General features: G+C 32.2%; 16 protein-coding genes. 14 read left to right on the top strand and 2 right to left on the bottom strand.

Annotated elements, in window-relative coordinates; translation table 11 throughout:
- Window positions 1-108: 108 nt before the first annotated feature.
- Window positions 109-783 (top strand): DUF421 domain-containing protein, encoded by a 675-nt coding sequence (locus HALSAC_RS0112640; protein WP_027340566.1) that lies wholly within the window; start codon window positions 109-111, stop codon window positions 781-783.
- Window positions 784-884: 101 nt separating this feature from the next.
- Entirely contained in the window at window positions 885-1,073 is a 189-nt protein-coding gene (locus HALSAC_RS0112635) for a hypothetical protein (protein ID WP_027340565.1), read from the top strand.
- Window positions 1,074-1,142: 69 nt separating this feature from the next.
- On the opposite strand, the gene HALSAC_RS0112630 is transcribed toward HALSAC_RS0112635, so the two are convergent.
- The gene (locus tag HALSAC_RS0112630; RefSeq protein ID WP_027340564.1) at window positions 1,143-3,188 is read right to left on the bottom strand and encodes an amylo-alpha-1,6-glucosidase; all 2,046 of its coding nucleotides are present in this window, start codon (window positions 3,186-3,188) and stop codon (window positions 1,143-1,145) included.
- Window positions 3,189-3,494: 306 nt separating this feature from the next.
- Here HALSAC_RS0112630 and HALSAC_RS0112625 point away from each other — a divergent pair, with 306 nt between their 5' ends.
- Window positions 3,495-4,151, top strand: a complete 657-nt coding sequence (locus HALSAC_RS0112625; RefSeq protein WP_027340563.1) for a transglycosylase SLT domain-containing protein — start codon at window positions 3,495-3,497, stop codon at window positions 4,149-4,151.
- A 147-nt stretch (window positions 4,152-4,298) separates the two neighbouring features.
- Here HALSAC_RS0112625 and gloA read toward each other — a convergent pair whose 3' ends face one another.
- Window positions 4,299-4,688: a lactoylglutathione lyase gene (gene gloA / locus HALSAC_RS0112620; protein WP_027340562.1), complete on the bottom strand. Its 390-nt coding sequence runs from the start codon at window positions 4,686-4,688 to the stop codon at window positions 4,299-4,301.
- 283 nt (window positions 4,689-4,971) lie between these two features.
- On the opposite strand from gloA, the gene HALSAC_RS0112615 reads away from it, so the two are divergent.
- From HALSAC_RS0112615 to HALSAC_RS0112565, 11 genes are all read left to right on the top strand, one after another.
- Window positions 4,972-5,610, top strand: a complete 639-nt coding sequence (locus HALSAC_RS0112615; RefSeq protein WP_027340561.1) for an MBL fold metallo-hydrolase — start codon at window positions 4,972-4,974, stop codon at window positions 5,608-5,610.
- A 76-nt stretch (window positions 5,611-5,686) separates the two neighbouring features.
- A complete protein-coding gene (locus tag HALSAC_RS0112610; protein WP_027340560.1) occupies window positions 5,687-6,994 on the top strand; it encodes a glutamate--cysteine ligase in 1,308 nt (435 codons plus the stop codon).
- A complete protein-coding gene (locus HALSAC_RS0112605; RefSeq protein WP_027340559.1) occupies window positions 6,987-8,312 on the top strand; it encodes a glutathionylspermidine synthase family protein in 1,326 nt (441 codons plus the stop codon). The genes HALSAC_RS0112610 and HALSAC_RS0112605 overlap by 8 nt, the downstream gene beginning before the upstream one ends.
- A 233-nt stretch (window positions 8,313-8,545) precedes the next feature.
- Window positions 8,546-9,319: an enoyl-ACP reductase FabI gene (locus HALSAC_RS0112600; protein WP_027340558.1), complete on the top strand. Its 774-nt coding sequence runs from the start codon at window positions 8,546-8,548 to the stop codon at window positions 9,317-9,319.
- Between the two features lie 153 nt (window positions 9,320-9,472).
- Window positions 9,473-10,084 (top strand): NAD(P)H:quinone oxidoreductase, encoded by a 612-nt coding sequence (wrbA, locus tag HALSAC_RS0112595; RefSeq protein ID WP_027340557.1) that lies wholly within the window; start codon window positions 9,473-9,475, stop codon window positions 10,082-10,084.
- Window positions 10,085-10,339: 255 nt separating this feature from the next.
- Window positions 10,340-11,698, top strand: coding sequence for a deoxyribodipyrimidine photo-lyase (locus HALSAC_RS0112590; protein WP_027340556.1), 1,359 nt, complete (start codon window positions 10,340-10,342; stop codon window positions 11,696-11,698).
- A 27-nt stretch (window positions 11,699-11,725) separates the two neighbouring features.
- On the top strand, window positions 11,726-13,348 hold the full coding sequence (locus HALSAC_RS0112585) for a PP2C family protein-serine/threonine phosphatase (RefSeq protein ID WP_027340555.1): 1,623 nt from the start codon (window positions 11,726-11,728) through the stop codon (window positions 13,346-13,348).
- Window positions 13,341-14,558 (top strand): ATP-binding protein, encoded by a 1,218-nt coding sequence (locus HALSAC_RS0112580; RefSeq protein ID WP_027340554.1) that lies wholly within the window; start codon window positions 13,341-13,343, stop codon window positions 14,556-14,558. Before HALSAC_RS0112585 ends, HALSAC_RS0112580 begins: the two co-directional genes overlap by 8 nt.
- A 14-nt stretch (window positions 14,559-14,572) precedes the next feature.
- A complete protein-coding gene (locus HALSAC_RS0112575; protein ID WP_027340553.1) occupies window positions 14,573-16,570 on the top strand; it encodes a flagellar assembly protein A in 1,998 nt (665 codons plus the stop codon).
- A gap of 18 nt (window positions 16,571-16,588) precedes the next feature.
- Window positions 16,589-16,927: an STAS domain-containing protein gene (locus tag HALSAC_RS0112570; protein ID WP_027340552.1), complete on the top strand. Its 339-nt coding sequence runs from the start codon at window positions 16,589-16,591 to the stop codon at window positions 16,925-16,927.
- 178 nt (window positions 16,928-17,105) lie between these two features.
- A complete protein-coding gene (locus HALSAC_RS0112565; protein ID WP_027340551.1) occupies window positions 17,106-18,410 on the top strand; it encodes an NfeD family protein in 1,305 nt (434 codons plus the stop codon).
- Window positions 18,411-18,429 lie beyond the last annotated feature (19 nt).

The following is an 18,429-nucleotide window of genomic DNA, read 5'->3' as shown; positions in this document are numbered from 1 at the left end:
ACTTTTTATATTTTTTAATAAGAATAAAATTAGTTGTTTAGTAAAATCTAATATAATAGATGGTTAAGGGTTAGAGTATTAATTATAAATGATAAAAGGGGGCTTAAAATGTCGAATCTATTTCTTAGAACTGTATATATTTATTTTATAACCTTAACGGCTATAAGGTTAATGGGGAAGAGGGAGGTAGGTGAGCTAAGCCCCTTTGATCTAGTTGTATCCTTGATGATTGCAGAGTTAGGAGTTATTGTAATTGAGGAGAGGAGTCTAACGCTTTGGCAAGGCATATTGCCTATCTTCACCCTGGCAGGTATTGAGATATTGATGTCTTATCTATCTCTAAAAAGTAATTTCCTTAGAAGAATATTAAATGGTAGACCTGTTATCTTGATAAAGAATGGGGAGTTGATGAAGGGTGAGATGAAGAAGTCTCGTTATAATATACATGATCTGATGAGACAATTAAGAAAGGAGGGGATCTTTGAAGTATCTGATGTTGAATTTGCTATTTTAGAAACCTCCGGAGAATTAAGTATTCTTCCAAAGTCTCAAAAGAGGGGATTAACCCCTGAACATCTGCATATTCCAACTGAGTATGAAGGTTTATCTTTAACTTTAATAGCAGATGGTGAAATTGATTATAATGCTTTAAATAATGCAGGCTTAGATGAAGAGTGGTTATTAAAAGAGCTAAGAAAGAGAGAGATAAATTCACCTAAGGATGTCTTATTAGCTACTTTAGAGAGTGATGGGAATATTTATATATCCACCAATGAGGAGTAAATTCAAGGGTGCAATTTACAGACTTGAAAAATATAGATTCTTAATAGTAATAGTATAATTGGTGGCTTGAGAAGAGATAATAAAAAGTAGGAGGTGATAAAGTGGCTAAGAAGAAGGGTGAAAAGAATGGTAAAAAATTAAATGAATATACTATCGATTATAATCCAGATGATTTTGAAGACTTTGAAATTGGTGAAGAGTTTAGTGCGAAAAAGGGGAAAAATTTGAAAGAAGTTGAAAATGAAAGGGATTTAAATCCAGATGACTTTGAAGATTTTAAGAAAAAGTAACTTTAATTAAGAAGCAAAAGTGTTAGTTGAAGATCAATTGATCTTTAACTAACACTTTTTTATAGCAATTTAATCTTGTAAATAGCTTTCATAAATTCTTAAAAGTTCTGAAACAGACCAAGCTTGGGCTGGACACCCTCTAGGTTCATGAGGGTAATCGCCGTCAAAGACTTCTGATATTGATCCTATTCCATAATGGTTTAAATGATCTTCAAAGGGTTCATACATCTTTCGAACCTTTTTCTTTGCTTCTTTAGAGAAGTTATTTACCTTAAGGTAACCTTCAAAGAAGTGTCCAATTGGCCAACCCCATACGGTCCCTTGGTGGTAAGCAGCATCTCTTATAGCTCTACGCCCTTTATAGGTAGGATGATAGCTAGAATCATCTGGAGACAAACTCCTTAATCCTACTGGAGTATAAAGCTTTTGATAGACCTTATCAATAACCTTCTTCTCCTTATCCTTATCAAGAAGAGAGTAAGGTAGGCTGACTACAAAGACTTGGTTAGGCCTTAAAGAAGAGTCCTTCTTTTCTTTGTTTATATAATCATAGAGGTATTGGCCTTCTTCATACCAAAATACATCTGTAAAATTATCTTTGATTTTTTCAATTATCTCTAAATTCTTTTCTTCTTCTCCTAGATCTCTTCCTAATTCGTTAAATATTACTAGAGCATTATACCAGAGGGCATTGATTTCGACAGCCTTACCATCTCTAGGAGTAACAACCCAATCTTCTATCTTTGCATCCATCCAAGTTAATTGTACTCCCTTTTCACCAGCATTTAATAATCCATCACCTTCATCCATCTTAATACCATAAAGGGTGCCTTTTTTGTGCTTCTCTAGGATATTATTTAGCTTAGGATAGATTTCTTTTATAAAAGCTATATCCTGGGTGTACTTATAATACTCTCTAATAGAATAGAAGAACCAAAGAGAAGCATCAACAGTATTGTATTGGGCTGCTTCCCCAGAAATATCATCAAATACATTAGGGAGTAATCCATCCTTCACACTTAAAGCAAAGGTGGTTAAAATTTCTTTAGCCTCTTCGTAACGACCAGTCGATAATGTTAGTCCAGGTAGAGCGATCATAGTATCCCTTCCCCAATCTGTAAACCAAGGGTATCCAGCCATAATTGTCTTTTTATCTGTAGATTTTCTATAGGTAATAAAGGCATCTCCAGCCAATACTAGCTTATCCACAAGTCCATCTCTTTGCTTAGGATATTTATTTAATAGTTCTTCTCTTCTTTCTAGTGTCTTCTTTTCCCACTCTTTACCTTTTAGTTCTTTGGTTTTATCTGTAGATAGGGCGATTAGAATCTCTTTTTTTGTAGAGATATCAACCTCTAATTTACCTGGGATATAATGATCATCTAAATCACTTTCTCCTCTATATGTTTCAAAGGGATAATACATACCTGTAAAATATTCTTCGTCCTTTGTGAATTGGCCCTCATTCCAAAGAATATTTAAAGGATATTCTCCAGATTTAAGTTCTACTAGATTATCTTTAATATCTATGATTTTATAGTTATGCTCATCTTTTAATTTCTGACTATGGTGATCTCTGCAGTTAAGAAGAGGTCTTAGGTTTAATTTAGCCCCTTCTTTTGTATCCAGGATCTTGTATTTAATTACTGTAATATTTTCGTTATAGACCATAAAGATCGACTTTTCAATTAAAACACCTTCAACAAGGTATGTATAAGTAGGGAAGGGAGAATTATTAAAGGATATTAGGGAGTTATAATTTGGATTTGAATTTTTAATATTCATTTCAGTTAGAGCTTCCTTGTTACTGTCAAAGGCTGCTTTGTTAATCTCCTTTAAATTTTCTCTCCTTTGTTCTAAGCTTAAATCATTTATTAAATCATTAGTTAAAGGGATCTTTGTATCTTTTAAAATAAGCTCTTCAGATAGTTTAGATACCATTAACCTTCTATATACTGGTGGGTTAAAGGATGAGACAAGAAGTCCGTGGTATTTTCTGGTGTTTATTCCCGATGTAGTAGAGGCAGCAAAGGAACCTAGTCCATTTGTTATAAGCCACTCATCATGAAGACCTCTATTATTTTCGTGAAATTGTGTAGTTGAATATGTTTTCATACAAAAACCTCCTTAAAATTATTTCTAAAGTCTATAATCTAATTCTATATTAGATAAGAAAGACCTTTAGTTAGCAAAGATAAATTAATTTAAAATTCACCATTGATTATTATTTTAAAATTTAGCTTGAAAAATCAGAAAAAAAGTATTATCCTATATATAGGATTAGTTTACATTTTTTATCAAAAAGGTACTAGGGTTTTGAAAAAATTTATTTTTGATTAACTCTAGTATTAGATTTTCTAGGTTTATTTAAAGACCTAGCTGGTATTTATTATCTAAATAAAAGAGAAATGGAGGTAGAACGTGAAGTATAAACTAATTTTATTTTCGTTATTATTAGTACTTACTTTTTCTAATTTTAGTAGTGTAGAGGCTTATGATCATAATACTTTGGAGAGTTATATATCTTATAGGATTAAGTATATCCATAATGTAGCTTACAATACAAATATACGATTAAGCAAACAAAGAGCTAGAGAATATGCTAGAGAGATTATTAAGTGGTCTGATAGATATTCCAAAGAGTTAGGTGTCTCTATAGATCCTTTATTGGTGACGGCTATTATCGAAACAGAGACTAATTTTGTATCTAGATCTGATTATGATGAGGGGATGAGCATTGGAGTAGTCAGTATGGATAGAAGGACTGCAAAGTGGATATCTGATTTAGTTGGGGAAGAGTACAGTAAGTGGCGTGTCTTAGATGCCACAGATTTGGGGATTAGACTTGCAGTTTATTATATAGGTTTAGGTTATAGAAAGTATGATAATGATCTTAATAAGATTATAGTCTCTTATAATCAAGGTTTTGGTAATGCTAGCAGTAAGGATGTGGATATTCTTTATAATAACTATCTTTTTAAGGCGATGGGACGTTTAAAATACTATAGAAAGAGAATTAGTTATCATGGCAGCTCTGCTCAAAAGCACTATGACAATCTCTTTTTAAAGTTGGACTAGAAGAGAGGATTATTATAATTAAAAATTAGATAAAAATTTTAGCCACTAATTATGCTAATTAAATACGAATTAGAAATCAAAGGTTTAAGTTAGATTTGATTTAGGTTCGTAAAATTAGCCTAATTAGTGGCTTGTTTTTTCTTACTATTATTTCTGGATAATTTCAGTTCTGTAGCCGTCAGGGTCAGTTAAGAAGTAGTATCCTCCACTTGCTTCTTCACTTAGACTTTTAATATCTCCAACTTTATATCCTGCTTCCTTGTGTCTTTGATAAGATTTCTTTAAATCATCAACAGTTACAGCTATATGGCTATAGCCATCACCTATTGTATAACCCTCTTCTCTGTCATAGTTATATGTAAGCTCAATCTCAAAATCTCCTAACTTACTTTTCATATAAACAAGGGTGAATTTATACTCTGGAAAATCCCTCCTTCTAGATACCTTTAAGTTTAGAGCCTTTTCATAAAATTCTATAGACTCTTCTAAATCAAGAACTCTAATGCATGAATGAACAAAGTTATACTCTTGTGACATAATATATCTCCTCCTTTTGTTATTAGTTATATTTTATTAATTAGATATTTATTTGTCAATACTTTATTATTTGCCAAAGGACTGTTATAATATAATTAGTAAATATAATCAATATTAGTATATATAGACGTTAGCTAAAAATAAGTGATTTAAGTTTTTGGCTGAAAATAGATTATTTGATAGTTAGTCCATAAGTGTTATTATATTAATATTAAGTCTTACTTATAAGTTAAGAGTGATATTTAGTTTAAAGTTATAGATATATAATAAAGGAGGGAATATAATGGAGTTAAAGAGGTTTGTAGTAGGTGTAGGTGATGTTAATTGTTATATTTTATCTGATGATAATAAGGTAGGGGTGATCGTTGATCCTGGTGATGATGGTGATAAGTTAATAGATTATATTGAGAAGGAGGGTATAGAGCTTAAGGCCATCATTTTAACTCATTATCATTATGACCATATATTGGCCCTAGAAGAGGTTAGGGATAGGTTTAATATTCCTGTACTTATACATAAAGAAGATTTTGAAGGCTTAAATAATCCTGAAATCAATCTATCGGCCAATCGTCCTGTAGGCAGTGTCAGTGTAGAAGCTGATAAAACTTTGGAGGATGGAGAGATATTAAATTTTGGTGAAATGAGGTTGGAAATTATACATACTCCAGGTCATACAGGAGGGTGTATTTGTATTAAAATACACAATATATTATTGACTGGTGATACACTATTTAAGAATTCTCTTGGCAGAACTGATCTAGTCGGAGGAAGCTATGAGAGGTTAGTAGAATCGGTAAAGGGTAAATTGTTGACCTTAGATGATGATATTGTAGTTTATCCAGGTCATTATGATCAAAGTACTTTGGGAGTAGAGAGAAGAAATAATCCTAAAATACAGAGGATTTTAAAGGAGTTTTGTTAAAAAGATAATTATATAAAAAATAATAAATGAATATAATAAAGTTGAATTTATTTAATTAAGTTAATGGGGTGAAGTGATGGACTTTAAAGAGCAAAAGAGGTTATTAGTAGATTATTTTAAAGAAGGTGAAGGTAATGATGAGAAGATAGGAATTGAGGTGGAACACTTTGTAATAGAAAAGAAAAGTCTTTCTTCTATCGATTATAGCCAAAACAATGGGATTGAATCTATTCTTTATGTTCTTAAAGGTAAAGGGTGGAAAGGTCAGACGGAAGGTAATAAGTTGATTGGCTTAAATTCTAATGGAGCAGATATTACTTTAGAACCTGGCGGCCAATTAGAGATAGGGACTAATCCTTATGATAGCGTTGATAAATTAAAGGATATTTACTTTAGTTTCTTAGAAGATATAGTTCCTATATTAGATGAACAGGGCTATCAACTATTAACCTTAGGTTACCATTTGAAGAGCAAAATTGATGATATAGATTGGAATCCTAAGAGAAGATACAAGATAATGTCTAACTATCTAGGGTCAAAGGGCAAGTATGCTCATAATATGATGAAGGGAACGGCTGCTTTGCAGATGGCCTTTGATTATAAAGATGAGATAGATTTTGTAAAGAAGTTTAGAGTAGCAAATGCCTTATCTCCTTTGATAGCTGTTTTGTTTGATAATTCTCCAGTTTTTGAAGGTGAGATATATGAAGGGGAGGCCTTAAGGACTCTAATCTGGGCCAACACTGATAATAATAGAACTGGAGTCATTGAGGAAGCCTTTAAGCCTGACTTTGGTTATGAATCCTATGCAGATTACATTTTGAGTAGAGAGCCTATATTAGTTAAGAGTAATGGGAAGTATATAGATACAGGGTCTAAGAGTTGTAAAGAGATCTTTAGTGAAATGAAGATGGGGAGAGAAGAGTTAGAGCATATATTAACTATGGTCTTTCCAGATGTTAGGGCCAAGAAATTTATTGAGATTAGAATGGCTGACTCCCTACCGCCAGATTATACTTTCAGTTTGGTAGCCTTTTGGAAGGGGATCCTTTATAATCAACCCAATTTAGATGAAGTTTATAATTTGATTAAGCCGCTTAGTTATGAAGATATTCTAAGGGCCAAGGAGGATATCATAGCTAAGGGTATAAGGGCAAATATAGGAGATTATAGCATATTGGATATGGCCACTAAGCTAGTAAAGATTTCTAAAGGCGGGTTGAAGCAAAGTGAGATTAGATATTTAAGTCCTTTTGAGGATATAATATATAAGGAAGAGACCTTAGCAACTAGGGTTAAAAGAGCTTTACTAAAGAAAGAAGATAGAGCATTAAATGATCATATTATGAACTTTTTGGTTGAGGGGAGAGGAGAGAATGAATAGTCCTTATTCTCATTATAAGGAGATTTTATTAGAGAATCCTAATAGGTATAAAGAAGATTATGAGAGGATATTCAAAGAGCTAGAAGATTCTCCTGCTTACTATGGTGGGAAGGTAATTCCTTTCTTATATAGACCTCTCTTCTTTAAAGAAAAGGAGTTAGAAACTTTTGAAGAAATTAGCTCTAAGTTGAAGGTGATATTAAAGAAGGTAGTTCATCAATATTTGGAGGATAAAGAGTTTAGAAGTTACTTTGGCTTTTCTAAGGAGTTAGAGGAGTTGATTCTTGTAGATCCTGGATACTCTGGAGACTTTCCAATGGCTAGATTTGATATTTTTTATTATGGTGAAGATGATATTAAATTTTGTGAGTTAAATGCTGATGGTTCTTCAGGTATGGTAAAGACAAATACTTTAGAAGAAAATTTTTTAGAAGCAGAGGCCGTTAAAGTTTTGACTAAAAGTTATAATGTTGATTATAAGGAACTTATAGATACTTGGGTTGACACTCTTCTTAGAAAGTATAATGAGTTCAACTCTAAAGGTGATAGACCTAATATAGGTATTATGGACTTTAGTGGTTATGGGATGGTAAAGGAGTTTGAACACTTTAAGAAGGTTATAGAAGAGAGGGGTTATAGAGCTAAGATAGTTGACCCAAGGAATTTAGAGTATAAAGAAGGAGCTTTGTTTAGTGGAGATTTTAGAGTAGATCTTATTTATCGTCGGGCTGTAACTATGGATTTGATGGAGCACTATGATGAGATAGGTGATTTGCTAAAGGCTTATCAAGAAGGAAAGGTCTGTCTTGTTGGCCCGATAAGATCTCAAATAATCCATAATAAGGTTCTATTCTCTATTCTTCATGATGAGGATAGGATAAGCTTTTTAAATAAAGAAGAGAAGGAATTTATTAAGAAGACCATTCCTTATACAAGAGTTCTAGATCCGAATAATAAAGAGTTGCTCACCTATGCTAAAGATAATAGAGAAGGGCTAGTTTTAAAGCCTTTGGATTTATATGGGGCTGAGGGCGTAACTATAGGTAAAGATACAAGTAATAAAGTCTGGAGAGAGAGGATTGATGCTCTTGAAGACAAGACTCATCTAATTCAAGAGTTTTGTTTAGTTCCCCAGCTGGAGATGCCAGTATTTGAAGGCGAAAAGATAGAATTTAAACCTTACAAATATACTTTAGGTCTCTTCCTATATGATGAACAAATAAAGGGGATATATACTAGAGCCAGCAAGGAGAATGTTATTGCTAGTGTAACAGGATGCGTAACTTTAGCTAACTTCGTCTGTAAAGAGAAGAGATAGCTATCAGTTGTCAGTAATGGATAAGATCTTAAAAAACAGGATCTCTTTGTTAGTTAAATATTAATAAGTGTTTTGGTCTTACTTATTACTCATCACTTATGATCCATTACCAAATCTTCTTCGTTAAAAGTAGGGCTTAAAGATTTTTAGCTAAAAGCCAGTAGCTAGAGACTAGAAGCTAATAAAGATATGCTTTATTACTATAAAGATTTAATAATCTAGGGGGTATAACTATGTCAAAGGGGTTGATGGAAGGTAAGAAAGGCTTAATTATGGGAGTTGCAAATGATAAATCTATAGCTTGGAAGGTAGCAGAGAAGTTAAAAGAGCAAGGGGCAGAGCTGGCTTTTAGCTATCAAGATGAGAGTGTTAAGGAAAAGGTAGTTCCCTTATTTGAAGATATAGGGTCTAAACATTATTATGAACTTAATGTTTTAGATGATCAAAACTTTGAAGATGTATTTGAAAGGATAAAAGATGAATTTGGGAGTTTGGATTTTTTGGTTCACTCTATTGCCGGTGGTCCTGATAAAGATGATTTAAAAGGTTTGTATTTAGATACTTCTCGAGACAACTTTATAAGGTCAATGGAGATAAGTGTATACTCTTTTGTTAAAGCAGTAGGCTTAGCCTCTCCTATTTTAAAAGAAGGATCTTCAGCTATAACGATGACTTACTATGGAGGAGAGAAGGTTCTTCCTAATTATAATATAATGGGAGTTGCTAAAGCTGCTTTGGAATCATCGGTAAGGTACTTGGCCAAGGATTTAGGTCAAAGAGAGATTAGGGTGAATGCTTTATCTCCTGGACCTGTATTAACTCGTGCTGCTAGTGGTATTGGAGATTTTAGAACACTATTAAAAGACTTTTCTCAAAGAGCACCAATGAAGAGGTTGGTAGAGAAGGAAGAGATAGCAGGTAGTGCTCTCTATCTTTTAAGTGAACTTTCTTCAGGGGTAAGTGGAGAGATTTTACATGTGGACTGTGGATATAATATAATGGGTTAATTCAACTAAAAGGTTAGTAGTTATTAATATCTGCTAACCTTTTTATTCATATTTATTATATAATTATTTTCTAGTTTAAGCAGTTAATAACATAATTAAGTTTTTATATTATAGAATGAATAGATTAAAAACTATTAAAAAGGAGGAAGGAAAATGAAAATATTAATACCGTTTTATTCAACTTATGGTCATGTATATAAGATGGCTGAGGCCATTGCTGAAGGTGTAGAGAAGGTAGAAGGAGTTAATGCTGAACTTCGTAGAATTGAGGAAGCTATACCAGAAGAGACCTTAAAGGAAATAGGAGCCTTTGAAGCTCAAAAAGATTTCGCTCATATCCCAGAGTGTAATTTAGATGATTTGAAAGAAGCAGATGGGATTATAATTGGTACACCCACTAGATTTGGAAATATAGCTGGACAGGTTCAGAATTTTTTGGATACTACAGGAAGTTTATGGATGGAAGGGGCTTTAATCGGTAAGGTAGGTAGCGTCTTTGTTAGTACAGCTAGTCAACATGGGGGCCAAGAGACTACAATCAGGAATTTGCACACTACACTACTACACCATGGGATGATTATTGTAGGGCTTCCTTATTCTTTTGCGGGGCAAGGTACAATAGATGAGATCAGTGGTGGATCTCCATATGGTGCCACAACTATAGCTGGAAGTGATGGTAGTAGGATGCCTAGTGAAAATGAATTAGAAGGTGCTCGCTTTCAAGGTGAGCATGTAGCAAAGATAGTTGCTAAAATGACTGTATAATAAAATTATTGGGGTGTGAGATTTTTGATAATAAGAAGGAGGGTAAATCCACCTTCTTGTTCTTATATAATTAAATGGCACGATCGTGCCACTAGTAATTGGTGATGCGTGATGAGTAATGAGTAAGGTTAAAATATCAAAATTACTTATTAATACTTAGCTAACAAAGGGGCTTTTGATCTTTAAGGTTTTATTCATTACCCAGTACTGATGACCCATCACTATTAACAAAGCGTTTATATAAGGGGTGATTTGATGATTCAAGAAGAGAGAGTCAAGGTATTGAATAATAAAGCCTTTAATAAAGGAGAGTATGTGCTTTATTGGATGCAAAGAGCACAAAGGGCCAACTATAATCATGCCCTAGAGTTTGCTATTGAGAAGGCCAATACATTTAAACAGCCTGTGGTAGTTTATTTTGGATTAACTGATAGTTTTCCTGAAGCTAATTTAAGACATTATTATTTTATGCTAGAAGGTTTGCAAGAGACCAAAGAAGAATTAGAGAAAAGAGGGGTAAAGTTTATATTAAGAAGAGAAGATCCTACTGAAGGGATAGTAGAGTTAGCCAAAGATTCTTCTTTATTGCTTGTAGATGGAGGGTATCTAGAGGTTGAAAGAAAGTGGAGAGATGAGGTTGCCTCTAAGGTAGATATCCCTTGCTTTGAAGTGGAGACTGATATTGTAGTTCCAGTTGAAGTTGCATCAAATAAAGAGGAGTATGCAGCTTATACTATAAGAAAGAAGATTAACTCCAACTTAGACAGGTTCTTAATTCCTTTAAAGGAGAGAAAGGTTGCTTATTCCTCATTAGATTTAGAGATTGAATCTTTAGAATTAGAAGATGTTAATGGGTTAATTAATACTTTGGATATAGACAGAAGTGTTGCTAAAATAGCAAAATTTAAGGGAGGCAATTCAGAAGCGAAAAAGTGGCTTAAGATATTTATAGATCAGAAGTTAGAGAAGTATGAAGATCTTTCCAGCCATCCAGATAAGGATTATCAGTCTAACCTTGGTCCGTACCTACATTTTGGGCAGATATCACCTTTGTATGTAGCTTTAAAGGTAAAAAAGTCTAATAAGAAAGGAAAAGAGGATTTTTTGGAACAACTTATAGTTAGAAGGGAGCTAAGTTATAACTTTGTTTATTATAATGATAAATACAATAAATCTTTAAAAGGTATAATACCTGATTGGGCGTGGAAGACTTTGGAGGATCATAAAGGTGATACAAGGGAATACATTTATACTAAAATTCAATTAGAAGAAGCAAAGACCCATGATCCTTATTGGAATGCTGCTCAAAAGGAACTCTTATTATCTGGGAAGATCCATGGTTATATGAGGATGTATTGGGGTAAGAAGATCTTAGAGTGGACTTCTACACCCCAAGAAGGCTTTGAAACAGCTCTATACTTAAATAACAAGTATTCCTTAGACGGAAGAGATCCTAATGGCTTTGCTGGAGTAGCCTGGTGTTTTGGCAAGCATGATCGAGCTTGGACTGAGAGAGATATATTTGGTAAGGTTAGGTATATGAATGCTAAAGGATTAGAGAGAAAATTTGATATTGATACTTATTTAAAGAAGATAGGGGATGAAAATAGATAATAGTTTATATTTTAGGGAGGTGTTTTTTTGTTAACTTTAAGTGAGGTGTTACCTTGTCTAATTGAGGGAGAAGAAGCTTTGATGTTGGTAGATTTAAAGAAAGGGAAGGTTGTAGATTTGAATAATAGATTTTTGGATCTGTTTAATTATGAAACAATTGATTTGCTAGGTAAAGAGATTAAAGAACTTGATCCTATATTAAAGCATATACATTACGATTTTATTATAAAAGGTGTTTCTAGTGATAAAGTTTATTTTAGTAAGATTAAAAGTTATAGAGGTAATTATTTAAATTTAGTCGTCAACATTGATATGATTAGTTTGAATGAATCTGAATATATCATCTATAGGTTTACAGATATTAGCACGGAAATAAGAATCGAATCAAAAAGATTTGAAATTGAAGAGCTTAAACGAAGATATAAGATGCTAAGAATGATAAATGATATAGAAGGTATTTTCATAGATATGAAGTCAAAATCTGATTTCAATGATTTCATAAAGCAACTTCTAGATATTATAGCTGAAAATTTAGAGGTCAATAGGGTATTAGTTTTAGCTAGAGATTTTTTTGATGATGGATACATTATAAAAGATTACTTTTATGGTTTGGATTTAGAAGAATATAATTCTTTTTTATTATCCTTTGCTAAGCTAAAAGGTGAGTTTAAAGGTGAAATAGAAAGCTTTTTTAAAGATAAAATAAAATTCAAACAGAATGAGGAATTTTTAAACTTTATTATTAGTGAAGGTGAAAAGTTGGAATGTCAAATTGCAGTTACTTTTGACAATAAAAACGATATAGGTTTAATTCAGGAATTTGTTAATATGACTTTGTTATACTTAAAAAGTGGAATGAAGAAGTTGTTGTATATAAAAGAAATTTTAAATAAAGAGAAGATGAATAAGGAGTTAGATATAGCTTCTAATATTCAAACTGCCTTCATTCCAAAAAGTACTCCTAATCATAAAGATGTAGATTTGGCTATTTTTGCCCAGCCTGCTAATAAGGTAGGGGGAGATTATTTTGGGTTTAATTTAAAAGAGAATAAACTTAATTTGTTGGTTTCAGATGTAATGGGGAAAGGGGTTCCAGCTGCAATAGTAGTTGCAACAATACACAGTGCATTTAATATTTTAAGTAGATTAAATTATAGTCCTAATAGAGTTTTAAAACACTTAAATTATAACCTTTATAATGACTTGAAGAGGACAGCAACCTTTGTATCTGCCTTTTATGCTTCCTTAGATATTAATAAAGGGATATTATCTTATAGTAATGCTGCTCATAATCCTCCTTTAATCTGGTCAGGAGAAAAGAAAAAATTAGGGTCACTATCTAAAAAAGGAATACTTTGTGGGGTTGAAGGCTATTATGACTATGATTTTCATCAAAAATCTTTAGAAAAAGGAGATTTAATTTTATTTTATACAGATGGACTAATAGATATCATAAACGATAAGGGCAAAAGATTGGGATTGGATGAAATAAAGAAGCTAATAGAAGAAAATAATTTAGATTCAGCAGAGGATTTAAAAGAGAAGTTGGTAGAAAAGATATATTCTTATATTAATGATAAGGATATACCTGATGATATCAGCTTTATAGTTTTGAAATACCTCAAAGATAGGAGGGGTATAGGTGAATAAAAAAAATATTTCTAATAAAAGTTGCAAGGAGTTAATTAATGGTAAATATTTAGCTAAGGTACCTAAGAATAAAATTACTTCTATTGTTAGAAGTTTAAATGGAGATAAAATTTGTACTGCTTTAGTTTCCTTGATTAGTCCTTTAGGTATTGTCTTGAATACAAATTTACCAAAAGGTAAATATGAAGTTACTTTAGCTAATGATATTAAAGTGATTGTTGAATTAGTGGTTGGTTATTGTGATGATGGAAATCAGGTTTTTGATATAATCTCGGTATTTAGAGATGGGAATAAAAGAAAAAAGCTTAATAAAGAGGATTTTGAAATATTAGATAAATCAATTCTTGATATAGTAGATGATTTAGTGGAGGGTTTATCAAAAGAGCGTAAAAATATTATCTGTGAAAAATTAAAGAAGGCAGTAGAAAAATCTCAATTATTAGATGCTTTTAAGGTTGGAAGTACCTTTAAATATGAAAGCGGCAGATTAAAAAAGATCACAGGTGATGAAGATTTTTCATTAACTGAAGATTATTTAAAAGGTTTTATAGCTGATTCTTTAGCCAATAATCAATATAAAAGAGATAGTGTGGTTGATGGTGGAGGAGAGAGGATCTATGACTTACATGCTTTACCTTTAAGTTATAATTCAGGAGGATTATTAGCTATTGATATAACTAATTTGATTAAGGTGGAAAGAAAGAACAAGGAAAAGGAATTTGAAATATATCAAGATGTTATTTCGGTTGTTACTAAGAATAAATTAAATTTAATTAATGAAGATGATTTAAAAGGGAAAATTGGTGAAGGTGATGAAATATATAGGAAAGATTTAATTGGTCCTCAAGACTTAAATGAAGTTAGAAATCAGGTGAGGGAATTTCTATTAAATTATAAATTTAATTCAAAAGAGATTGTTTATGTGATTTTAGCAACATCTGAAGCTCTAACCAATGCTTTAAAGCATGCAGGTGGGGGTATAGTTGTTGTTAAGATTTTAGATGGTGTTCTTAGAATAATAGTAGAAGATAAAGGGGAAGGTATTAGCTTAGACTCTTTATCTAAAGCAACTTTGATGGAAGGTTATACAGAGTCTAAAGAATTTTCCTTAGGAAAAGGATTCTCGATAATAATAAGGTTCTTTAATCGTTTATATTTAAAGACTGATAGTAATGGAACAGTCTTATTATTAGATAAAAAGATAGGATAAGGAGGGCTGATAATATGGGAGTTGATAGATCATTAGTTGTAGAAGGGCCAACTATAGAGGAGGCTATAAAGAAGGGATTAAATCGTTTAAAGGTTAAAAGAGATGATGTACAGATAGAAATTCTTTCAGAAGAACAAAAAGGAATTCTAGGCTTTGGTAAAAAAGAAGCTAAAGTTAAGCTAATGTCTATGAATATAATTGATGAAGATGAGACTTTAAAAAGTAAAGTCAATAAAACAGATAATGAAGATACTAACTTTTCTCAAGAAAATGAATTATTGCAGATAGAAGGTAATAGATTGATTTTAAAGGAGTTAGAAGTTAAAAAATATCCTGTTGTAAGTAGTGGGAACAATGTTCAATTATATAAAAAAGGGGGGGAGGTAGTTCAGCAGGTTATAGTTACTGAAGATGATGATATAAGTTTTGAAGTAATTAATGAAGAACCAATAAGTGGGATTAGAGTTAGGGTGAGTGATGATAAGTTAAGGGTATTTTTGGAAGTAGAAAGGATAGATGGAGTTAAATTCACCCCTAAAGTAATAAAATCTTCTGAAAAGTATGAGGATTTTGTAATCATTGGTGATAGGGATGATATAGTAGAGGCTCAAAAAGTTAAGGTGAGTGATTTATATGCTAAACTTGATGATTTAGGGATAATATATGGGATTAATGCTAAAAAGTTAGTAGAAGCAATTGAAAACCCAAATGAAGAAATTTTAGTAGCCCAAGGGGAAGAGCCACAAGAAGGGGAAGATGCAAGCATTGAATATCTCTTTAATGATATTAAAAAAAGTGAGGTTGATAAGGAAGATAAGGTAGATTATTTTTCATTAAATCAGGTTTATAGCGTGAATCCAGGTGAAGTTATTGCTATTAAAAAGGATTTGAAAGAGGGTGAGGCAGGCGTTGATGTATATGGTAAAAAGATAGAAGTTGAACTAGCAGTAGATGTAGATTGGAAGATAGGTGAGGGTGTTAAACTAATAAAAAATAAGGCTGTAGCTACCAAGCCCGGAAGACCCATACTAAAGAATGGTATTTTAGAGGTTATGGAGATATACCATGTTCTTGGAGATGTTGATAAATCAGTTGGAAATATTGATTTCAATGGTGATGTAATTATTAATCGCAATGTTCAAGATCATTTTAAAGTAAATTCGGGTGGTAAAATTTCAGTTAAAGGTAATGTTTCCCAAGCACATTTAGAGGGTGATGACCAGATACTAGTTAGTGGTAATATTATAGGTTCTAAAATAATTTCTGGAAGGCTAGCTTCTTATTATAAAAATGCACAGATAAATTTCAAGAAACTAAGAAAGTTATTGGAAAATTTAAAGAGTGCTGTTTTGCAATTAGAAGGTCATAGTGCTTTCAAGACAAGTGACTTAAATAAATATGGGTATAGACAGATAATTCAGTTGCTTTTAGATGGTAAATTTAATGAAATCGTTCATCTTTTAAATAAAATTCATTCTGAAAGTGAAGCTGTATCTTTAAGTAATTTATTTGATGAGATAGCTAATTTAATTAGAAAATTTAAAGATTTAATTAATGAGAAGGGATATTGCAATATTAATAACCTTTCAGATTTGGATAAATTGCTTGAAGAGATTAATATGATTTTAGAGATAATTGGACAAAGTAATTATAATGAGAATGATATAGTAGCTAAATATGTTCAAAATAGTACTTTGATAGCAAGTGGGAGTATTATTGTAGAGGGTAAGGGTGTATATAATTCTAATTTATATGCTGGTGGTAAAGTAGAAATCAAAGGATTTTACCGTGGAGGTAAGATAGAAGCTAATGAAAATGTTTATATTAAAGAGATAGGAAGTTTGGGTGGGAGTTTGGTACAGATATTTATACCAGAAGATAAAAGGCTTATTGCAGATAAGGTCTATTCCAATGTAGAGGTTCATTTTGCTAAGAAGAGATATAAATTTCAAAAGGATACTCAAAGAGTATCCTGCCATATGAATGAAGAAGGGAAAATAAAAATATTTTAACATAAGGAGGAGATAAGTATGGAAATAAAAACTGAATTTAGAGATGATATAGCAATTTTAAATTTAAAAGGAGAGTTAGATATGGCAACAGCTGACTATTTAGTAAAGGAATTTTCAAAATTAAAACCTAAGACTTATAAAGTTATATTAGATTTTTCAGGCTTAGACTTTGTTGATTCCACCGGGGTAGGAAAATTAATCAAATTATTTAAAGATAATAAGAAGTTAAAATGTTTTATAGTAAATCTACAGCCTGAAGTTCAAGAAATCTTTGAAATCTTAAATTTAAGTGCACTGTTAGGTGATGAAGTATTTGAGTATACTTTAGAAGAGGCAGTAGAGAGGTTGAATAAATAATTTAATTAAGAAGTGTTTTGCTTTGATTCTTAGTTTAAAAGATTGAAAAGATAAGTTATTTAGGAAAGTAAGGTGTTTTTTAGAAGGAATTCTTGGACTTTGGTTGAAATAGGGTTAAAGGAAGAGTTTCTTTAAATTATATTAAAGGTATTTTTGAATTTTTTACAGGGGAGGTGGTATGTCATTGAAGGTTAAAATATTTTTATTAATTGTTTTATTAATCTTTAGTTTTAGTACTATGTTATTTGCAGAGAGCAATACCGTAGTTTATCTTATTCCCATTGAGGGGACTGTAGATCCTGGAATGCTCAATCTGGTAGAAAGGGGTATAGAAGAAGGTGAAGAGGTTGGAGCTGATCTTATTGTCTTTAAGATCGATACTTATGGTGGACTTGTAGATTCTGGTATAAAGATTAAGGATCAAATCTTTGGAACTGAAATTCCTACTATAACCTATGTCTCTAATCGTGCTTGGTCAGCAGGAGCTTTAATTGCTTTGGCTGGTGAAGATTTGGTAATGGCATCTGGAAGTAGTATTGGAGCTGCAGAGACCAGACCAAAAGAGGAGAAGTATATCTCTGCTTTGACTAGAGAGTTTAGAGCTACTGCTGAGCGAAGAGAAAGGGATACTGACTTAGCAGCAGCTATGGTCGATTCAGACATAGAGATAGAGGGGGTCATAGAAGAAGGTAAGATCTTAACCCTAACTGCTCAGGAGGCAGTTTCTAAGGAGGTTGCTAATTTAAGGGTAGACTCTTTTGATCAGCTATTAAGAGAGTTTGACCTGGAAGGATCTCAAGTTATTGAGATTGAGCCTACTGCTCCAGAACGCTTTGCTAGATTGGTAACTACTGCTGGTGTTAGTATATTGTTGTTGACTTTAGGGTTTTTGGGTCTTCTTTTTGAGGCTATAGCTCCAGGTTGGGGTGTAGGAGGAACAATAGGTCTATTGAGTTTAGCAGCTTTCTTTAGTGGTTATATTATTAATGGGGTAGCAGGTTGGGGGTTATTAATACTCTTTATTGCAGGGATCTTCTTGATAGCTTTAGAGGTTTTTGTTGTTCCTGGCTTTGGTGTGACAGGGGTTGGTGGTATTTTGGCTATTATATCTAGCCTTTACTTCCTATTCCCGACACCTGATATAGCTATTTCAATTATTGCTACAACTATGGTCTTATCTATTTTGGGAGCTGTTCTTATATTCAAATACTTTGGGAGAAGTAATTTGTGGAAGAGAATGATCTTAGATAAGATGGAGAATCCAGATGATGGGTATATTGCTCCAAAAGATTATAGAGATTTAATTAATAAAGAAGGATTAGCTTTAAGTACTTTAAGGCCAGCAGGTATTGGTGAAATTGAGGGCCAACGCCTAGATGTAGTAAGTGAGGGTGGATATATCGAAAAAGGTAAAAAAATTAAGGTTGTTCAAGTTGATGGTAGAAGAATTGTTGTGAAATTAATAGAAGAGGAGAGTGATTGATGTGACAGGTGCATTTTCT

The organism is Halonatronum saccharophilum DSM 13868 (assembly GCF_000517025.1).
Taxonomy (GTDB): domain Bacteria; phylum Bacillota; class Halanaerobiia; order Halobacteroidales; family Halobacteroidaceae; genus Halonatronum; species Halonatronum saccharophilum.
Note: the sequence above shows the minus strand (reverse complement) of the source record. Positions and strands in the feature narration are given on the sequence as shown.